15 protein-coding genes are annotated in these 18632 nt (G+C 57.7%); 7 read left to right on the top strand and 8 right to left on the bottom strand.

All coding sequences use genetic code 11. The annotated features are described in order from the left end of the window. Positions 1–35: 35 nt before the first annotated feature. From BN1135_RS14565 to yejK, 5 genes are all read right to left on the bottom strand, one after another. Positions 36–1172, bottom strand: coding sequence for an ABC transporter ATP-binding protein (locus BN1135_RS14565; RefSeq protein ID WP_042022293.1), 1137 nt, complete (start codon positions 1170–1172; stop codon positions 36–38). Between the two features lie 127 nt (positions 1173–1299). Further along, a complete protein-coding gene (gene malG / locus BN1135_RS14560; RefSeq protein ID WP_042022290.1) occupies positions 1300–2190 on the bottom strand; it encodes a maltose ABC transporter permease MalG in 891 nt (296 codons plus the stop codon). A 12-nt stretch (positions 2191–2202) separates the two neighbouring features. Continuing rightward, positions 2203–3855, bottom strand: a complete 1653-nt coding sequence (gene malF / locus BN1135_RS14555) for a maltose ABC transporter permease MalF (protein ID WP_042022287.1) — start codon at positions 3853–3855, stop codon at positions 2203–2205. A 75-nt stretch (positions 3856–3930) separates the two neighbouring features. Next, the gene (malE, locus tag BN1135_RS14550) at positions 3931–5112 is read right to left on the bottom strand and encodes a maltose/maltodextrin ABC transporter substrate-binding protein MalE (RefSeq protein ID WP_042022285.1); all 1182 of its coding nucleotides are present in this window, start codon (positions 5110–5112) and stop codon (positions 3931–3933) included. A 407-nt stretch (positions 5113–5519) separates the two neighbouring features. Beyond that, positions 5520–6569 carry a nucleoid-associated protein YejK gene (gene yejK, locus BN1135_RS14545; protein WP_042022284.1) on the bottom strand — a complete coding sequence of 350 codons (1050 nt, stop codon included), beginning with the start codon at positions 6567–6569 and terminating at the stop codon, positions 5520–5522. A gap of 73 nt (positions 6570–6642) precedes the next feature. On the opposite strand from yejK, the gene BN1135_RS14540 reads away from it, so the two are divergent. Together BN1135_RS14540 and BN1135_RS14535 are read left to right on the top strand one after the other, a co-directional pair. Next, a complete protein-coding gene (locus BN1135_RS14540) occupies positions 6643–6870 on the top strand; it encodes a YejL family protein (RefSeq protein ID WP_042022283.1) in 228 nt (75 codons plus the stop codon). Positions 6871–6917: 47 nt separating this feature from the next. Then, positions 6918–8768: a DUF3413 domain-containing protein gene (locus BN1135_RS14535; RefSeq protein WP_042022282.1), complete on the top strand. Its 1851-nt coding sequence runs from the start codon at positions 6918–6920 to the stop codon at positions 8766–8768. Between the two features lie 83 nt (positions 8769–8851). Here BN1135_RS14535 and BN1135_RS14530 read toward each other — a convergent pair whose 3' ends face one another. Continuing rightward, positions 8852–9637 (bottom strand): MetQ/NlpA family ABC transporter substrate-binding protein, encoded by a 786-nt coding sequence (locus BN1135_RS14530; RefSeq protein ID WP_042022519.1) that lies wholly within the window; start codon positions 9635–9637, stop codon positions 8852–8854. A gap of 605 nt (positions 9638–10242) precedes the next feature. Between BN1135_RS14530 and asp the strand changes: the two genes are divergently transcribed. Continuing rightward, positions 10243–12117: a serine protease Asp gene (gene asp, locus BN1135_RS14525; protein WP_042022281.1), complete on the top strand. Its 1875-nt coding sequence runs from the start codon at positions 10243–10245 to the stop codon at positions 12115–12117. An 18-nt stretch (positions 12118–12135) separates the two neighbouring features. Continuing rightward, positions 12136–12594, top strand: a complete 459-nt coding sequence (locus BN1135_RS14520; RefSeq protein ID WP_042022280.1) for a serine protease chaperone — start codon at positions 12136–12138, stop codon at positions 12592–12594. A 69-nt stretch (positions 12595–12663) separates the two neighbouring features. Here BN1135_RS14520 and ppsA read toward each other — a convergent pair whose 3' ends face one another. Continuing rightward, positions 12664–15048 (bottom strand): phosphoenolpyruvate synthase, encoded by a 2385-nt coding sequence (gene ppsA, locus BN1135_RS14515; protein WP_042022279.1) that lies wholly within the window; start codon positions 15046–15048, stop codon positions 12664–12666. Between the two features lie 348 nt (positions 15049–15396). On the opposite strand from ppsA, the gene ppsR reads away from it, so the two are divergent. After that, complete coding sequence (gene ppsR, locus BN1135_RS14510; RefSeq protein WP_068979127.1) at positions 15397–16209, top strand: posphoenolpyruvate synthetase regulatory kinase/phosphorylase PpsR; 813 nt, start codon at positions 15397–15399, stop codon at positions 16207–16209. Between the two features lie 252 nt (positions 16210–16461). Here the strand turns inward: ppsR and BN1135_RS14505 are convergent, their stop codons facing one another. Next, positions 16462–16758, bottom strand: coding sequence for a hypothetical protein (locus BN1135_RS14505; protein ID WP_223290142.1), 297 nt, complete (start codon positions 16756–16758; stop codon positions 16462–16464). Between the two features lie 28 nt (positions 16759–16786). Between BN1135_RS14505 and BN1135_RS22195 the strand changes: the two genes are divergently transcribed. Then, positions 16787–17020, top strand: a complete 234-nt coding sequence (locus BN1135_RS22195) for a hypothetical protein (protein ID WP_175479076.1) — start codon at positions 16787–16789, stop codon at positions 17018–17020. Between the two features lie 124 nt (positions 17021–17144). Further along, complete coding sequence (locus tag BN1135_RS14500; RefSeq protein WP_042022277.1) at positions 17145–18527, top strand: amino acid permease; 1383 nt, start codon at positions 17145–17147, stop codon at positions 18525–18527. Positions 18528–18632: the final 105 nt, after the last annotated feature.

The following is an 18632-nucleotide window of genomic DNA, read 5'->3' as shown; positions in this document are numbered from 1 at the left end:
CATTGAATACTAGGAAAACCAGCACAACAAAACGATCAGGTACGGATATATTTGGCGGTACGGGGGAACGCCTGCTCCTTGGCATCAAACAGGTAGCAGGCCTCTGCCGGAATACCCACGCTGTAGGTCTGGCCGGTGACCACATCCACATCCGAGGTGGCCTTGACGGTAAAGTCGTGACCATCCACATCCATATAGACAAAAGACTCGGCGCCAAGGTGTTCGGCCACCTGCACGATGCCGCTCACCTTGCTATGTGCATGGGGGTGCGTGAGCGGGAACAGATGCTCGGGACGGATCCCCAGCTCCACCTTGTCACCGACCGCGCCACTGCGGGCATCGACCCGGGCACGCACGGTATCGCCAGAGGTCAGCTTGACCACGCACTCCTGCTCGCCAATCTCCAGCAACTCGCCGGTCAGGAAGTTCATCTTGGGTGAGCCGATAAAGCCCGCCACGAACTTGTTGTCCGGATTGTGGTAGAGATCCAGCGGTGAACCGAACTGCTCCAGGTTGGTGGTCGCATCGGCTTTAAGCGGGCTGAGTACCACTATCTTGTCCGCCAGGGTCATCGCTTCCACCTGATCGTGGGTCACGTAGATGATGGTGGAGTTGAGCTCTTTGTGCAGCTTGGCGATCTCGATCCGCATCTTGACCCGCAGGGCGGCATCCAGGTTGGAGAGCGGTTCGTCAAACAGGAACACCTGCGGCTGCTGCACTATGCTGCGACCGATGGCGACCCGCTGGCGCTGACCGCCGGAGAGCGCCTTGGGCTTTCGGTCCAGCAGCGGCTCGAGACCCAGGATCTCGGCGGCACGCATCACCCGCTTGTGGATGTTCTCCTTGTCCATCTTCTTGAGCTTGAGGCCAAAGGCCATGTTCTCGTAGATGTTCATGTGGGGATAGAGGGCGTAGGACTGGAACACCATGCCGACGTTGCGCTCTACCGGCGGTACGTCGTTCATGTAACGACCGCCGATGGTCAGCTCACCGCTGGTGATGTCTTCCAGACCGGCGATCATCCGCAGCAGAGTGGATTTACCGCAACCGGACGGGCCGACGAAGACGATGAACTCCCCTTCCTTGATGGAGAGGTTGATGTTGCGCAGGGTGTCCTTGTGAACAGCCGGATCGTAATTTTTGCGAACGTTGTTGAGTACTACTTCAGCCATGACGAGCTCCGCTCTTGAATCTTTGCAAATCGTGATAGCGGGGGGAGTCAGCTCCCCCGGCCATAAACCTTAACTTTTATATGTCACCCGTAGGGTGCCGCGAGCCAATCGCTCACGGCACGCGCATTTAGCCTTTCACCCCGCCAGCGGTGAGACCACCGACTAACCAGCGTTGCGCCATGAGGAACACCACTGTAATGGGGAAGCCGGAGAGCACGGCTGCCGCAGCAAAATCACCCCACAGGTAGTTCTGCGGATAGAGGTACTGCTGGGCCCCGACCGCCAGGGTCAGATTGTTCACATCCTGCAGCAGGATGGAGGCCATGGGCACCTCGGTGATGGTGCCGATAAAGGCCAGAATGAACACCACCGCCAGTATGGGTACTGACAGGGGCAGCAGGATCAGCCGGAATGCCTGCCATGGGGTGGCTCCGTCGATGGCTGCAGCCTCCTCCAAAGAGGAGTCGATGGTCTCAAAGTAGCCCTTGATGGTCCAGACGTGCAGGGCAATACCGCCCATGTACGCCAGGATCAAGCCACCGTGGGTATTGAGACCCAGCCAGGGGATGTAGTCACCAATCTTGTTAAAGAGCGCGTAGATAGCCACCAGCGCCAGTACCGCCGGGAACATCTGGAAAATCAGCATCCCTTGCAAGATGGTGGACTTGCCACGAAAACGCAGGCGGGCAAAGGCGTAGGCACAGGTGGTGGAGAGCACCACAATCATCAGGGCCGTGATACCGGCGATCTTGATGGAGTTCCACAGCCAGGTCAGCACCGGGAACGGCGGCGGCGTCAGACTGCCATCGGCGTTGGTGACCGTCATGCCCAAGGCAAGGCGCCAGTGATCCAGGGTCGGATTGGTGGGGATGATCTCCCCGACCGAGAAGTTGCCGCTGCGCAGTGAAATGGCGATAACCATGATCAACGGGAAGATGATCAGCGCCAGAAAGCCCCACATGACCAGGTGGGTTGCCCACACCCGGTATTTGACTGATTTGGGTTGTACGATTGCCATATTGACGCCTCCTTACAGTTGCTTGTCGGCTTTGGACAATTTCAGGTTGAGCAGCGCCAGCGCACCGACGATGAGGAAGATGGCAGTAGCGATGGCACTGGCCAGACCGTAGTCCTGACCGCCCGATCCCTGGAACGCAATCCGGTAGGTGTAGCTCACCAGCAAGTCGGTGGTACCGGCCGGGGTGGTGGCACCTATGATGTCCGGTGCGCCGTTGGTCAACAACTGGATAAGCACGAAGTTGTTGAAGTTAAAGGCGAACGAGGCAATCAACAGCGGTGTCAGCGGCTTCATCAACAGCGGCACGGTGATCTTGAAGAAGTTCTGCACCGGACCGGCACCGTCCATGGCGGACGCTTCGTAGAGATCTTCCGGAATGGCTTTGAGCAAGCCCATGCAGAGGATCAACATGTAGGGATAGCCGAGCCAGGTATTGACGATCAGGATCATCACCTTGGCCAGGAAGGGATTGGTATACCAGTCCGGCTTGATGCCAAACGCCGCCTCCAGGAACATGTTGATCTCACCGAAGTTCTGGTTGAACAACCCCTTGAACACCAGGATGGAGATAAACGCCGGAATCGCATAGGGCAGGATCAGCATGACCCGATAGAAACCGCGCCCCTTGAGGGATTCCCACTGCACCAGACTGGCCAACACCATGCCGATAGCCAGTGTCAGCGCCACAGAGCAGCTGGAGAAGATCACGGTCCAGATGAAGATCTGCAGGAACGGCGACTGGATGCCCGGATCGTTCACGATGCGCGCGAAGTTCTTCCAGCCCACGCTCACCACAAAGCCAGGTGCAACGCCCTTACCGACAAACTCACCCTGCTGATCAATGTATTGATAGAAGCCGGTCTCACCGTTAGGCAGCATCAGCTCGCCGTTCTGGGTGTCACGCAGCAGGTTGCTGTCTTTGATCACCACGCCAGACTCTAGTTTGATGCCATCCAGCAAACGGGTGTACTGCTGCTTCTGGGCGGCAAACTTGCGCAGGCTGCTCAGGGTAAGATGAGTTCCGCCATCCGGTAGCACCAGATCCAGGTCACTCAGGTGAGTACGATGCTCAACAATGGCGCGGATCGGCGCGGCCTTGCTGGCGGTTTCGCCAGTGAAGGGCTGCAGCTCGACCACTTGCTGGGTGTTCTGCACCCGGCCCTCGCGGGACGCCAGCTCACGGGCCTTGTTGGTCATCAGGGAAACAGGTTGGCTGATAAAGGAGTGATCATCCTGAGTCAGCAGCAGCTGGAACTGGCCATTGTCGCCACCCAGCAGGGTAAAATCGAATTCACCGCCCGCCACCTTGTAGCTTTTCTTCAGATGGTAATCTCGCGCCTGCTCCACGGAGAGCAAGTTGGCCCCCGAATAGTTGGTGAAGGCGATACCAATCGTGTAGGCGAGAGGAAAGATGATAAATACAACCATGCCCGCAACACCCGGAAAGATGTAGCGATGGGCATAGGTCTTCTTGTTCATGAAGACATACAGACCGACGGATACCACCACCAGATCCAGCAGCGCGAATACCCACTCGCCACTGGCGTACATCATCACGGCAGCGTAGCCGTTGAGGATGGCGACCAGGGCCGCTATGGTCCACTTAAGCCAGGTGTGCTTATCCTTCGGACCGGCATAGGACTCAACAGAAGGTACTACTTCCATGCCAATTAACCTTTATAACGCCAAGAGAGATTTGAGAGAGTGGGAGGCCATGGCGGCCTCCCGGGTAGTGCGTGCTTACTGAACGATACGCTTGGCAGCGGTATCCAGTGCTTCGTCAACACCCTGACGACCGGAGGTCACGTTCTTGAGGGCAGTTTCGAAGGAAGACCAGAAACGGCTCATTTCGGGAACGGACGGCATCGGCTCACCGGCCTGGGCGTTTTGCATGGTGGCCTTGATGTTCGCATCGGATTCCAGGGTTTTCTGGAACGATTTCAGCGCAACGGCGCCCAGCGGCTTGTCGGCGTTAACCGGTGCCAGACCGGCATCGGTCAGCAGGTAGTTTTCCAGGAACTCGATGGCCAGATCCTTGTTCGGGCTGGCGGCGTTGATGGTGGCACCCAGTACGCCAACGAAGGCTTTGGCCGGCTTGCCATTCAGGGTCGGCAGCGGCGCTACGCCATACTTGATGCCGCTCTTGTCCAGGTTGCTCCAGGCCCAGGGACCGTTGATCATCATGGCCACTTCGCCCTTGTTGAACTTGGCGTCCATCACACCGTAGTCGATACCTTTTTCCAGGTGACCTGACTTGATCATCTCGGAGATATAGCCCACGCCCATCTTGGCGCCCGCGTTGTTCACGCCGGTATCTTTGACGTCATAACCGGTCGCGGTTTTCTTGAAGGCGTAGCCACCGTTGGCAGCCACCAGCGGATAGCTGAAGTACGGGGTGTCATAAGCCCACATGATGGCGCGCTTGCCATTTTTCTTCAGAGTCTCGTCAATCTTGGCGATCTCTTCGAAGGTTTTCGGCGGCTCAGGCAGCAGATCCTTGTTATAAATCAGGCTGACCGCTTCCATGGCAACCGGGTAGCCATAGGTTTTGCCATCGACAGTCATGGCATCCCATGCCAGCTGTTCAAATTTACCTTTGGTCTCGGCATTCGGACTAACCGGAACCAGCAAACCGGCTTTGACCCACTCACCGTAACGGTCGTGAGCCCAGAAGAAGATGTCCGGACCGTTGCCAGTGGCGGCGGCTTGCTGGAATTTCACTTCAACCTGATCCGGGTGAGCCACAGTTACCTTGATGCCGGTTTCTGCTTCAAATTTTTTGCCCACTTCGGCCAGACCGTTGTATCCCTTGTCACCGTTGATCCAGATGGTCAGCTGGCCTTCATCGATGGCGGCAGTGGCAGAGCAAGCGACGCCAAGAGTGGCCAGACCGATCAGGGATGACAGCAATTTCTTTTTCATGAGCCTTTCCTTGTATTAGTTCCGCGCTGTAAGAGCATTGTGTGCGAGATGGATATTATCCCAAGCGGCAAACGGCTCACATGACGCAACTCGCATTTTTGAAATGCAATTACGTATTTCCTTCCAGAAAGTTCTGAAAACATTTTCTTAAAATGGGTAATTAGCCCCAATTATTGGCTTATTTCAGTACAAGCAAGGAAATATAATTACCAAAATGAAAATTTATTACCGCAATGAAAGGGTTTTCACTTCAATGAAAACCCTTTCAGGTGATTTATTTTGTTTGATTTGTTAACAAAGTACCGCGCCAGTTTCGGGGTCTGCCGCGGTGCAATAAAAAAAGAGACCCCGCCGGGGCGGAGTCTCTTTTTGCAGGAAATGACGACTTGATCACACTACAAGCCACACTACGACTGGCGCAGCAGCTGATCCTTGAGATTGGGCGGCACTCCCTTGATGGTCAGGGTGTCGGTCTGGGGATCGTAAAACACCCGGCTGTTCAACAGCTTCTGCTCAAAGCTCAGGGTCAGGCCGCCGCCGGAGCCGACAAACTTGGTCAGACCGCGCAGGGTAGAACGGTCCGCCGGGAAGCGCTCTTCCAGCTCATACTCCTGACCGATAAAGCTGTAGAAATCGAGGTCGCCGTCGCCAGGCAATTCGGCAGAGAGCTCCTTGATTTCGATCTCTTCGCCGGCACTGGCCTGTTCGGTGCAATATTTAAAGACCTGTTTTTTGTAATCATTGCGCTCGGTCGCCTCGAGCTGCTGACTGTCGCAATAATCTTCCACCGCCTGCAACAAGCCTTTATTTTGCACCTTGGCATCCATGCCCTCACGGGCACCCAGCAGATCCATAAAGAAGTCGCCCAGTTTACGACCGATACGCCCCTTGCTGAAGGTGATATAGCGGCGCGAATCGGCTTGAGTTTTCCATTCGGTCAAATCAATGCGGGCCACCAGATTGAGTTTGCCGATATCCAGGTACTGGATATGGCGCAACTCCAGCGCTTCGCTGACGGTAACGCTCTCCTTGCCCTCCAGCAGGGCAATCAGCAGATAGTCGACCCCGACGTAGTTATATTTGGCAAACAGCAGTACCCCTTGCTCATCGAGGGCGTGTTCCACCAGCTGCTTCACCAGCATCTGGGTCACAGTGATCGAAAAAGGGACAAATTCCGTCTGTTCGGCCAGCAGTTGCTCAAGGGCGATACGAAATGCAGGTGAAGGCTGCTTGGCAGCCTCTTCACCGTCAGCCAGCTCGGCGACGGCCGTTTCGGGGTCAGCAAAGAAGCCAAAGCCCTTGCCCCCCTTGCCGTTGTAGATACGATGCAGTTCCGCCATCAGCCCCTGTACTGCCTCATCAGCAGGGAGGGTCTGACTGCGAGTGTCGGCGTGGGGTTGACCATCGCCGCCCTGGCGCAAGGAGTGAAGAATGATCTTGTCGATATCGAGACTCATGTCACAAAGCCATAGTGTTAGCCGAAAGGGTGAAGTATTATAAGGCGCTTTGAACCGAGATGAACTGAAGATTATGCCCATCGTATCAAAGTACAAGAACGAGCAGTTTGACGCCCTGATGAACGACCTGATCACCGCGCTGGAAAAACATAAAGCGCCGGTGGATCTCAGCCTGATGGTGCTTGGCAACCTGACCACCAATATCATCAACGGTATGGCCCCGGCCCAGCGCCACGCCATCACTGAAAAATTTGTCCAGGCCCTGACCGCATCGGTCGATAATCGCCACGACGCACACTGAGTCCCCGACTCTGTTGATTTGACGTTTCTCAACGCAGATGGATCACTATGGTCGAAACCGGTAACCCCTATCGTGATAATGTCTCTCGCCTGATCACCTGGGGGCATTGGTTCTCCTTCTTCAACATTATCCTGGCCATGCTCATCGCTACCCGCTATCTGGGTGCCATCAGCTGGCCATCGACCACGCTTGGCGTGATCTATCTCGTTGTAAGCTGGATTGGCCACTTCTCGTTCCTGAGTTTTGTCACCTACCTGTTGACGATCTTTCCGCTCAGCTTCGTGCTGCCCAAGGAGAAATCGTTGCGGTTCATCTCGGCCATCATCGCCACCCTGGCGCTGGTGGTGCTGCTGATTGACACCCAGGTATTCCGGCTGTTCAAGTTCCACCTCAATAGTCAGGTATGGCAGTTGCTGCTGGATCAGGCACAAACCGAAGAGGGCTCAATCTGGAGCATCATCTTCGTCGCCGTGCCCACCATTTTCCTGCTGCAACTGCTGCTGTCGGCCTATGTCTGGCGCAAGATCAACAAGCGCAAGCGCCGCCAGTACGGCAATCAGGTAGGGCTGGCCCTGCTGGTCTGCTTTATGCTGACCCACGTGGTCAACAGCTGGGCGGATGCCACCCTCTATCAGCCCATCACCATGCAGAGAGCCAACTTCCCCCTCTCCTACCCGATGACGGCCCGCTCCTTCCTGGCCAAACATGGTTGGCTGGATCTGGATCAGTACCAAAAGCAAGCGGCATCCCTGCACGAAAATAGCGACAGCCGGATGATCTACCCGCTACGCCCGCTCAACGTCAATGCGCCCGTCAGCCACAATAATCTGTTGATCGTGGTACTCGACTCCCTGCGCTTTGACATGCTCAACAACATCAACATGCCCAATTTGCAGCGTTATGCGGATCAGCACATCACGTTTCGCAATCACTTGAGTGGCGGCAACGATGACCTGATGGGGATGTTCAGCCTGTTCTACGGGTTGCCGGGTCACTATTACAAGGACATCAGCAGCGACAAGCGTCCGCCGGTGCTGTTCGACGAGATGCTACGCCAGGATTACCAGTTCGGGCTGTTTGGCGCGATGGAAGATGCCCAGAAGTATCGCAAGAGCATTCTGGCTGGCCTGCGCAAACAGGTATTTGTCTCCGAGCAAATCGACGATGGCCAACTGCTGAGCGACTGGCAGTTGTGGCTAGAAAAACGCACAGCAGAGCGTCCCTGGTTCTCGCTGGTCTATCTCTCGAGCCCGGGTGATTATCAGTTACCAGCATCGATGAAAGGGCCATTCCAGCCAGAGCTCGCCAACTTCAATCCGGCGACTGCCTATCGGGCGGAAAATCTGCAAAAACTGGAGAACCGCTACAAAAACTCGGTCTTCTATACCGACCAGTTGCTTGAACAGATGCTGACAAAATTGCAGTCGCAAGGGATGGATAGCAACACCATCGTCGTGATCACCGCCAACCACGGTCAGGAGTTCAACGACACCCGCAGCAACAGCTGGGGCGCCGGCAGCAACTACTCACCCTATCAGGTGCAGGTGCCACTGGTGCTGGCTTGGCCAGGCCGTGACAGTCAGAGCCTGGATCAGCCCAGTAGCCATCTTGATCTGGCCCCGACCCTGATGCAGGGGATGCTGGGGGTACGCAATCCGGCGCGTGATTACAGCATTGGTCGCAATCTGTTTGATAGCGCGCCACGCCCCTGGCTGCTGGCAGGGGATCAGAACGACTTTGCCATCTATCAGGGCGACACCATTACCCACTTCAACAAGCAGGGTGACTTCGAGCTGCTGGAGCGCAACAGTTACCGCCCGATCAAGCACGGCACCCCCGATATGGGTGCCATGATCCAGGTAATGAACGAGCTCAATCGCTTCTATCGCCACCCCTGATCAGAGCAACGCCCCATAAAAACGCCCCCGAATTCGGGGGCGTTTTACGTTATATGAATCAACCATCTGCTGCGGGAGGTGAGTTAACTCCCCCACCCTTGGGGATACTTGTACCCGGCGAAACGGGTTGCCGCATAGGCTTTGAACGCTGGGGAGTTGTAGGCTGCCGCCACATCTTTGGCAAACTGCTGATCCGCATCCGCGCTTTTCACCACCACCCAATTGATGAAGTCGTAGCTGCGCTCCAGAAACAGCCCTTCGCTGAACGGGATGCCACTGGAGGCGGCGAAATTACCGTTGATCACCGAGAAGTCCACATCCTCCCGCGAACGGGGCAGTTGCGCGGCCTCCAGCAGCACCAGCTTGAGATTGTGCGGGTTGTTCACCACATCAAACTCGCTCGCCTTGAGCGGGTTGATCCCCTCCTTGAGGGTGAGCCAACCGAGATCCTGCAGTATCAGCAGCGCCCGCGCCTGATTGCTGGGATCATTGGGAATGGCCACCGTACTCCCCTCTTTCACCTTGTCGAGTGCCGCCAGCTTACCGGAATAGAGCCCCATCGGACCGGTTGGCACCTGGGTAATGGGTGCCAGTGACAAGCCGCGGTCTTTGGCAAAACTCTCAAGATAGGGTTTGTGCTGGAAACAGTTCACATCCAGTGATCCATCGGCCAGGGCAATATTGGGAGTCACATAGTCGGTGAACTCCACCAGCTTGACCTTGTACCCCTTGGCCTCCAGCTGCGGCTTGATGGAGTCGGTCACCATGTCGGCAAAATCTCCCACCGTGGTGCCAATCACTATCTCCTGTTTGGTCGGCAAGGGGGCATCGGCGGCAATTGCGGAAAAAGAGAGGCTCCCAACCGCCATCGCGGCAATGAAGGTGCTGGCGCCAGCAGTGGCACGCAAGGAAGCAGTGAAAGAAGAAGATAAGAAGGAACGAAACGGCATAGGGACTCCCTGTCAGGTACGCATCAAGATATGGGCCTGCGGCGGGGTTGGTCTCAAAGCCCCACCTCACACCATGGTAATCTAGCCATCCAAACGGCTAATTCAATTACCATAACAGAGCCATCCACCACCGCCAAGCAATAGAGCGGTGGCACAAACCCCACCTCATCGCCCTTGCACTGACTCCCCCACGCATACCTCCACTCGCGCCTACACATACAACCATGCCGTTCACTTTACAGGGTGTGCGACGCGCCCTCGGGATTGCTCCGTATCGAGATGGATGCTGCGAAGGAGAGTAACGAAAGGGGGAATTACAGACAAAAAGATCAGTAACAAAAAATGAGATCCATTCTCAATAGAACACATAAACAGCGCCATTGGAATACCTACCACAAACTGGATCAGATTTCTTTGAAGCTCGTAGATGTTTTTGAAAAAGGCTCTTTTTGAATCTCAATCGCCCGTGTATAGATTTCCATCGCACCCAGGATGGTGCGATCCAAGATGGAGTTTAAAAAATAATGAAGCAAACATCGTTAGCACTGGCGATCACAGCACTGCTGTCGACCCTGCCCAGTGCGCTCGTTCAGGCAAATGAAGGTTGTGCGCCGCTCACCGGCAAGGAGAGTGGCGTGGATATCGGACGCAACAGCACCGAACGCTGTCTGCCAGGTGCCAATCCCCTGCAGGATCAGCAATGGTATCTGCTCAACAGCGGGCAGGATGGGTTCAGTGCCCGTGGCGGGGTAGCGGGCAATGATCTCAACCTCTGGTGGGCTCATCGCACCGGGATATTGGGACAGGGAATCAACGTCGCGGTCGTGGATGATGGTCTGGCCATCGCCCACCCGGATCTGGCGGACAACGTGCGCCCAGGCTCGAAAAACGTGGTGACCGGCAGCGATGACCCGACCCCGACCGATCCAGATACGGCCCATGGCACCTCGGTCTCCGGCATTATTGCGGCGGTGGACAACGTCATCGGCACCAAGGGGATCGCCCCGCGAGCCCAGCTGCAGGGGTTCAACCTGCTGGATGACAACAGCCAGCAACTGCAGAAAGATTGGCTCTACGCCCTTGGCGACAGCGATGCCAGCCGCGACAACCGGGTGTTCAACCAGAGCTACGGCATGAGTGTGGTGGATCCCCGCCCCGCCAACGATCTGGATCAATCCCAGCTTGATCGCCTGTTCGAACAGCAGACCCTCAAGGCGCAGGGCGCGGCCTATATCAAGGCCGCCGGCAATGGCTTCAGCAAGATAGCGGCAGGCGGCTATATCCTCAACCGCACCGGCAACGGCCCCAAATTGCCGTTTGAAAACAGCAACCTCGACCCCTCCAACAGCAACTTCTGGAACCTGGTGGTGAGCGCCCTCAACGCCGACGGGGTCAGATCGTCTTACTCCAGCGTCGGCAGTAACGTCTTCCTGAGCGCAACCGGCGGCGAATATGGTACCGACTCTCCGGCGATGGTGACCACGGATCTGCCCGGCTGCGACATGGGCTACAACCGCAGCAATGATCCCAGCACCAACCGGCTACACGGCAATCCGCAACTGGATGCCAGCTGCGACTACAACGGCGTGATGAACGGCACCTCTTCCGCCACCCCCAGCACCTCCGGCGCCATGGCGCTGCTGATGTCTGCCTACCCGGATCTGTCGGTGCGGGATCTGCGGGATCTGCTGGCCCGCAGCGCTACCCGGGTCGATGCCAAGCATCAACCCGTGATGGTCAGCTACACCAGCAGCACCGGCAAGGTACGCGACGTGAAAGGACTGGAAGGGTGGGAGCGCAATGCCGCGGGTATGTGGTTCAGCCCCACTTACGGCTTTGGTCTGATCGATGTCAACAAGGCCCTTGCGCTGGCAGCCAGCCACCAGCCGCTACCGCCCCTGGTGCAACTGCCCTGGCAGAAGAGCAGCGTCACCGGCAGCGCCGCATCCATTGCGGATGCAGGCAACAGCCCGACCAGTTCCACCACCCGCATCGCGACACCATTGACGGTGGAAGCGGTTCAGGTGATGGTGAGTCTGGATCATCAGCGCCTGCCCGACCTGCTGATCGAACTGGTCTCCCCCGCTGGCACCCGCAGCATACTGCTGACCCCCTTCAACAGCCTGATCGGCCAATCCCTTGATCAGCAAAAACTGGGATATGTGCGCACCAAAGGGCTGCGGGACATGCGCATGCTCTCCCACAAGTTCTACGGTGAAGCCGCCGAGGGGCAGTGGCGACTGGAGGTAACCGACGTCGCCAACGGTACCCGTCAGGTCTCTCTGCTCAATCGCGAGACCAGGGAGCGCACCACCCTGACCGAGCGCAACAATCGCCAACCGGGCAAGCTGATCTCATGGTCCCTGCGGATCCTGGGTCACGATGCCAACCGCAGCTAACACTCTAGGAGTATTACCATGAACAAACCTGTTACCTTGCTGCTGGCAACCCTGCTGGCCCCCCTCTCGGGACAGCTCTGCGCCGAGGAGTCCGTCACCATGGATGGCAAGCAATACAGCACCATAGAGGTGAACGGCCAGACCTACCTCATTCCCGACAACGGCAGCAAGAAGCGGGTCGCCCGCAGTCTTAACAGCAAGGCCCCGCAGCAGACCCTGCGCCGCGGCGACGTGTTGATGCAAGGGGCCGCCAGCCCTGAGCTCACCGTCAGCGGCACCCTGCTGGTGGAAGCTGACGATGCCAGCGCCACCGAACTGGCAAGCCGCCACGGCCTGAGCTTCAAACAGAGCAGTGGCGGTATCGCCCTGCTGGAGGCCAAACCGGGCACCGATCTCAACGCCATAGCCACCCAGCTCAAGAGCGAAGGGATGAAGGTGCAGATCGAGCTGTCGGGGGCCGAACAGCAGCCGAAATAGGCCGTGTCACACAGATAACAAAGGGGGCCATCACGGCCCCCTTTCTGTGCTGCTCATTGTGGCAGTGGCTTACTTGGCGCCATGCTGCTCCGCCAGATAGAGCCAGGTATCGACCACGGTATCCGGATTGAGGGATAGTGAATCGATCCCCTGCTCCACCAGCCAGGCGGCAAAGTCCGGATGATCGGATGGCCCCTGACCACAGATCCCCACGTACTTGCCTGCCTTGCGCGCAGCCTGGATCGCCATCGACAGCAGCGCCTTGACCGCCTCGTTGCGCTCATCGAACAGGTGGGCAATCAGCCCGGAATCCCGATCCAGTCCAAGGGTGAGCTGGGTCATGTCGTTGGAGCCGATAGAGAAGCCGTCCACATGCTCGAGGAACTTGTCCGCCAGCAGGGCGTTGCTCGGGATCTCGCACATCATGATCACCTTGAGCCCCCGCTCGCCACGGCGCAGGCCGTTTTCGGCCAGGATGTCGATCACCTGCTCCGCCTCGCCCACGGTGCGCACGAAGGGGATCATCACCTCGACGTTGGTCAGCCCCATCACATCACGCACCCGCTTGATCGCCTCGCACTCGAGGGCAAAACAGGGGCGGAAGCTGTCGGCGATGTAGCGTGACGCGCCACGAAAACCGATCATCGGGTTCTCCTCGTGGGGCTCGTAGCCACGACCGCCCACCAGATTGGCGTACTCGTTGGACTTGAAGTCCGACATCCGCACGATCACCCGCTCCGGCCAGAACGCCGCCCCCAGAGTGGCGATCCCCTCGGTCAGCTTGGCCACGTAGAACTCCCGCGGGCTGTCGTAACCGGCGATCATCTTGCTGATGGTGGCCTGCAGCTCTGGGGTTTGCTGGTAAAACGCCAGCAGCGCCTTGGGGTGCACCCCGATCATCCGGTTGATGATGAACTCGAGGCGCGCCAACCCGACACCGGCGTTCGGCAACTGGGCAAAGTCGAAGGCCCGATCAGGGTTGCCGACGTTCATCATGATCTTGATGGGCAAGCGCGGCATGTTGCCTACCTCGGTCACCGCCACATCGAAGTCCAGCTCGCCGTCATAGATAAAACCGGTATCCCCTTCCGCGCAGGAGACGGTGATCCGCTGACCCGGCTGAATATGGTCGGTGGCGTTGCCACAGCCCACCACCGCCGGAATACCCAGCTCGCGGGCGATGATGGCAGCGTGACAGGTGCGGCCGCCCCGATTGGTGACGATGGCAGAGGCCCGCTTCATGATGGGCTCCCAGTCCGGGTCGGTCATGTCGGTGACCAGCACGTCGCCGGGTTGCACTTCGTCCATCTGGCTGATGGAGGAGATGACCCGCGCCGGACCTGCGCCAATCTTGTGGCCGATGGCCCGCCCCTCGATCAGCACCTTACCCGCTTGCTTGAGGGCAAAACGCTCGAGGGTATTGGCCTCCTGCCGACTGCGCACAGTTTCCGGGCGCGCCTGCACGATGTAGAGCTGGCCATCCTGCCCATCCTTGGCCCACTCGATATCCATCGGGCGGCCATAGTGCTGCTCGATGATGAGGGCCTGTTTCGCCAGCGCCATCACCTCCTCATCACTGATGCAGAAGCGGCTGCGCTCGGCCTCATCGGTGTCGACAATCTTCACCTGACGACCGTGACCAGCATCGCCCGAGTAGGTCATCTTGATAAGCTTGGAGCCGAGGGTCTTGCGTACCACCGCCGGGCGACCTCCCCTGAGGGTCGGCTTGTGCACATAGAACTCGTCCGGGTTGACGGCCCCCTGCACCACCATCTCCCCCAGCCCCTGACTGCCGGTGATAAAGACCACGTCGTTGAAGCCGGACTCGGTATCCAGGGTAAACATCACGCCGGAGGCGGCGAGATCCGAGCGCACCATCCGCTGCACCCCGGCCGAGAGGGCAACGCCCTTGTGGTCGTAGCCCTGATGCACCCGATAGGAGATGGCGCGATCGTTGAACAGAGAAGCAAACACATGCTTGACCGCCGTCATGACGGCATCGATGCCACGTACGTTGAGGAAGGTCTCCTGCTGACCGGCAAAGGAGGCGTCCGGCATATCCTCGGCAGTGGCGGAGGAGCGCACCGCAAACGAAGCTCTCATGCCATCACCCAGGCCACCGCTCAGCTTGTCATAGGCCACCTGAATGGCCTGCTCCAGCTCGGGCTGGAACGGGGCTTCGATCACCCAGTCGCGGATCTGCTGACCGGCCCGGTTGAGGGCGGCGATATCGTCCACGTCCAGATTGTCGAGCAGATGGTGGATCTTGCCGTTGAGGCCGCTTGACTCCAGAAACTCATTAAACGCAAAAGCGGTGGTGGCAAAGCCCCCCGGCACGGATACACCGGCGCCAGAGAGGTTGCTGATCATCTCGCCAAGGGATGCGTTCTTGCCGCCAACGCGTTCTACGTCCTGCATTCCGAGCTGTTCGTACCAGAGCACGTACTGTTGCACTTGGATGTCTCCAGATTGGTGGGCACCGATGCCATGGCACCGCGTGCGCCCGATTTAATCGATGAGGTTATGGGTAAGTCAGGTGCGTTATTGTCTGTTTCTTTTGTTGCCAACGACCATGAAAACGTTTTCTATTGGTTTTCAAAAAAATCCCCGAACAAGGGTTGGGGATGGTCGAACGACCGGAACATTCTACAATGGCGACACAAAAAGATAACGACTCAGGTTTGCAAGCCACGTCACAACTTGGGCACAGCAGACCGGTTGACAAAACTGGTATGGTTTCGAGAGATACTTCTCACCCTTTACCCCATGCGGCCCTATACGCCGGTATCACAGGAGCCCCACGTGCACACCGTATTTTATGTTTCAGACGGCACCGCCATCACCGCCGAAGTGTTCGGCCACGCGGTACTGAGTCAGTTTCCGCTGGCCTTCGAGCAGATCACTATCCCCTTTGTGGAGACCCAGGAAAAAGCCCGTCAGGTACGGATGCGGATCGACGAACAGTTCCGCCAGACCGGGGTGCGCCCCATCCTGTTTCACACCATCGTCGACCCGCTGGTAAGGGAAGAGGTGCTCAAATCGGAGGCGTGCGGCCATGACTTTCTCAACACCTTCGTCAGCCCGCTGGAACAGGAGCTGGGGGTAAAAGCCGAGCCCCGCCTCCACCGCACTCACGGCATGGAGAATCGCAAGCTCTATGACGATCGCATCGAGGCGGTCAACTTTGCGCTGGCCAACGACGATGGCATCACCACCAGGGAGTACGACGAGGCGGACATCATCCTGATCGGGGTCTCCCGCTGCGGCAAAACCCCTACCAGCCTCTATCTGGCGCTGCAGTTCGGCATTCGCGCCGCCAACTACCCCTTTATCGAGCAGGACATGGGCATGCTGGAGCTGCCCGCCCCCCTCAAGGCCAACCGTCACAAGCTGTTTGGCCTCACCATTGCGCCGCAGCGGCTGCACGAGATCCGCAACCAGCGCCGTGCCAACAGCCGCTACTCCTCCATCGAGCAGTGCGAGCAGGAGCTGGCCTGCGTGGAACGACTGTTTCGCCAGGAGGCGATCCGCTTTCTCGATACCAGCTCCCACTCGGTAGAGGAGATCAGCGCCAAGGTCCTCGAGGCGACCGGTCTGCGTCGCCAGCTCTGTTAAGTCAGCTTGACAGCTACTGGCATCAACAGCAGATAAAAATCACACGTACACTGTAAAAGTCAGGCGTTGTGAGCTGTGGTTTGAGTAGATGGCAGTGAAAAGCGTGGATGAAAAAGGGATAAGCACCACAAATGCTTATCCCTCTGCGTGCCTACCTTGGCGTTGCGCTTGTCACCTGCCGCCCGTTAGCCGCCACTCTGTTCCGTTCCGCTCTGCTCTACTGTGCTCTGCTCTGCGCACAGCCAGACTGAACTAACGATTGAGCTCAGGGTTGTTCATCAATCTGACATAGAAGGCCAGCAAGCCGTGGCGCAGGCGAACCCGCTCCGCCAACCAGCCACCAGCAACAGCACCCGTCACCCCGCCGACCAACAGCAGCGGCTGCCAGTAGTGCAGCAACCCCTGGTCACCGAGCAACATCCAGCCCAGCAGCATGGTCGCGGCCACCAGCAACAGCAGCGGACTGGCGGCAATTGCCAGCCAGAGCGCCACCAGCAGCCCCCGGGCCACCCCTTGTTGCAGCACGCTTTCGCGCTCTCTGTACTCCAACTCCCTGCACTCTTCCCTGCACTCTCGCTTGTCGGGCATCATTTGCATCCATTTATGGTTCAGCACAACAAAAGCCCACAAACAAGGCTTGGCGTCAACAAAATCCAATTCGATTGCACAAACATCAACCAAAAACTACCAACAAGTCTCTTCAGATCATGAAAAAGCTGCCATTGGTACAAAATACGGCCATCCAGCATGGAAAACAGGTGCATTCATGGCGGATTATCACTATTCTGCCTCGGTTGCCAGCCAACGCTAAAAATTGAAAATGGCATGGTGTAACGAAATAAATACGACTTTCGTCAGGTTTTGGCTACGCACTGCGGCCTGCTCAGGATGAGCCCAACACCGACAAGAGACAACAGAGACGTAAGGACAGACCCATGGATTTGAAACAAGACGGTGAGGAGCTGAAGCGCGGCCTTAAAAACCGCCACATTCAGTTGATTGCTTTGGGCGGCGCCATCGGCACCGGCCTCTTTCTGGGCATTGCCCAAACCATCAAGATGGCAGGCCCCTCGGTCCTGCTGGGCTACGCCATCGGCGGCTTTATCGCCTTCCTGATCATGCGCCAGCTTGGTGAAATGGTGGTGGAAGAGCCGGTAGCCGGTTCATTCAGCCACTTTGCCTACAAATACTGGGGCGAGTTTGCCGGTTTTGCGTCCGGCTGGAACTACTGGGTGCTCTACGTGCTGGTGAGCATGGCCGAGCTGACCGCGGTGGGCATCTATGTCCAGTACTGGTGGCCCGAGATCCCGACCTGGATGTCGGCAGCGGTCTTCTTCGTGCTGATCAACGCCATCAACCTCTCCAACGTCAAAGCGTTTGGCGAGATGGAGTTCTGGTTCGCCATCATCAAGGTAGTTGCCATCATCGGCATGATTGGCTTCGGTGGCTATCTGCTCATCTCTGGCACCGGCGGCCCCGAGGCGAGCGTCACCAACCTGTGGGCACAAGGGGGCTTCTTCCCCAACGGCATCAGCGGTCTGGTGATGGCGATGGCGGTGATCATGTTCTCCTTTGGCGGTCTGGAGTTGGTGGGCATTACCGCCGCCGAAGCAGACAACCCCGAGAAGAGCATTCCCAAGGCCACCAATCAGGTGATCTACCGCATCCTGATCTTCTACATCGGCGCCCTGGCTATCCTGATGTCCCTCTACCCCTGGGGTAAAGTGGTGGAAGGCGGCAGCCCGTTCGTGATGATCTTCCACGCACTGGACAGCAACCTGGTCGCCACCGTGCTCAACATCGTGGTACTGACGGCTGCACTGTCGGTCTACAACAGCTGCGTCTACTGCAACAGCCGGATGCTGTTCGGTCTGGCCAAGCAAGGCAACGGCCCGAAAGCCCTGCTCAAGACCAACAAGAGCGGCGTACCGCTGGTCGCCCTCTCGGTCTCGGCCATCGCCACCCTGCTCTGCGTGCTGATCAACTACCTGATGCCGGGCAAGGCGTTTGGCCTGCTGATGGCGCTGGTGGTCTCCGCACTGGTGATCAACTGGGCGATGATCAGCCTGGCGCACCTCAAGTTCCGCAAGGCCAAGGTCGCAGAAGGTGTCCAGCCCAAGTTCAAGGCGTTCTGGTACCCCTTCGGCAACTACCTCTGCCTCGCTTTCATGGCCGGTATTCTGGTGATCATGTACATGACCCCCGATTTCCGGATCTCGGTCGAGCTGATCCCCGCCTGGCTGGTGGTACTGGGTATTGGCTTTGTCATCAAGCGCAAAGGACAAGCCCAAAGCAAGGTCGCAGCCAATCTGGGTTAATGCCCGCAGCTGCCGACATCAATGCAAAAACGCCGATCGGATGATCGGCGTTTTTTTATCTGGCTACTTCAGCTGCTCTTGCCATCACTCATAAACCACACGGTA

This window comes from Aeromonas sobria, assembly GCF_000820145.1.
Lineage (GTDB): Bacteria > Pseudomonadota > Gammaproteobacteria > Enterobacterales > Aeromonadaceae > Aeromonas > Aeromonas sobria.
This window is presented reverse-complemented; position numbering and strand designations above follow the sequence as displayed.

What these genes read in the sequence shown, in the direction of transcription:
- malE (WP_042022285.1), bottom strand. Translation starts at nt 5,112, where the DNA reads ATGAAAAAGAAATTGCTGTCATCCCTGATCGGTCTGGCCACTCTTGGC.
- malF (WP_042022287.1), bottom strand. Translation starts at nt 3,855, where the DNA reads ATGGAAGTAGTACCTTCTGTTGAGTCCTATGCCGGTCCGAAGGATAAG.
- asp (WP_042022281.1), top strand. Translation starts at nt 10,243, where the DNA reads ATGAAGCAAACATCGTTAGCACTGGCGATCACAGCACTGCTGTCGACC.
- BN1135_RS14565 (WP_042022293.1), bottom strand. Translation starts at nt 1,172, where the DNA reads ATGGCTGAAGTAGTACTCAACAACGTTCGCAAAAATTACGATCCGGCT.
- malG (WP_042022290.1), bottom strand. Translation starts at nt 2,190, where the DNA reads ATGGCAATCGTACAACCCAAATCAGTCAAATACCGGGTGTGGGCAACC.
- BN1135_RS14535 (WP_042022282.1), top strand. Translation starts at nt 6,918, where the DNA reads ATGGTCGAAACCGGTAACCCCTATCGTGATAATGTCTCTCGCCTGATC.
- BN1135_RS14520 (WP_042022280.1), top strand. Translation starts at nt 12,136, where the DNA reads ATGAACAAACCTGTTACCTTGCTGCTGGCAACCCTGCTGGCCCCCCTC.
- BN1135_RS14500 (WP_042022277.1), top strand. Translation starts at nt 17,145, where the DNA reads ATGGATTTGAAACAAGACGGTGAGGAGCTGAAGCGCGGCCTTAAAAAC.
- yejK (WP_042022284.1), bottom strand. Translation starts at nt 6,569, where the DNA reads ATGAGTCTCGATATCGACAAGATCATTCTTCACTCCTTGCGCCAGGGC.
- BN1135_RS14530 (WP_042022519.1), bottom strand. Translation starts at nt 9,637, where the DNA reads ATGGCGGTTGGGAGCCTCTCTTTTTCCGCAATTGCCGCCGATGCCCCC.
- BN1135_RS14540 (WP_042022283.1), top strand. Translation starts at nt 6,643, where the DNA reads ATGCCCATCGTATCAAAGTACAAGAACGAGCAGTTTGACGCCCTGATG.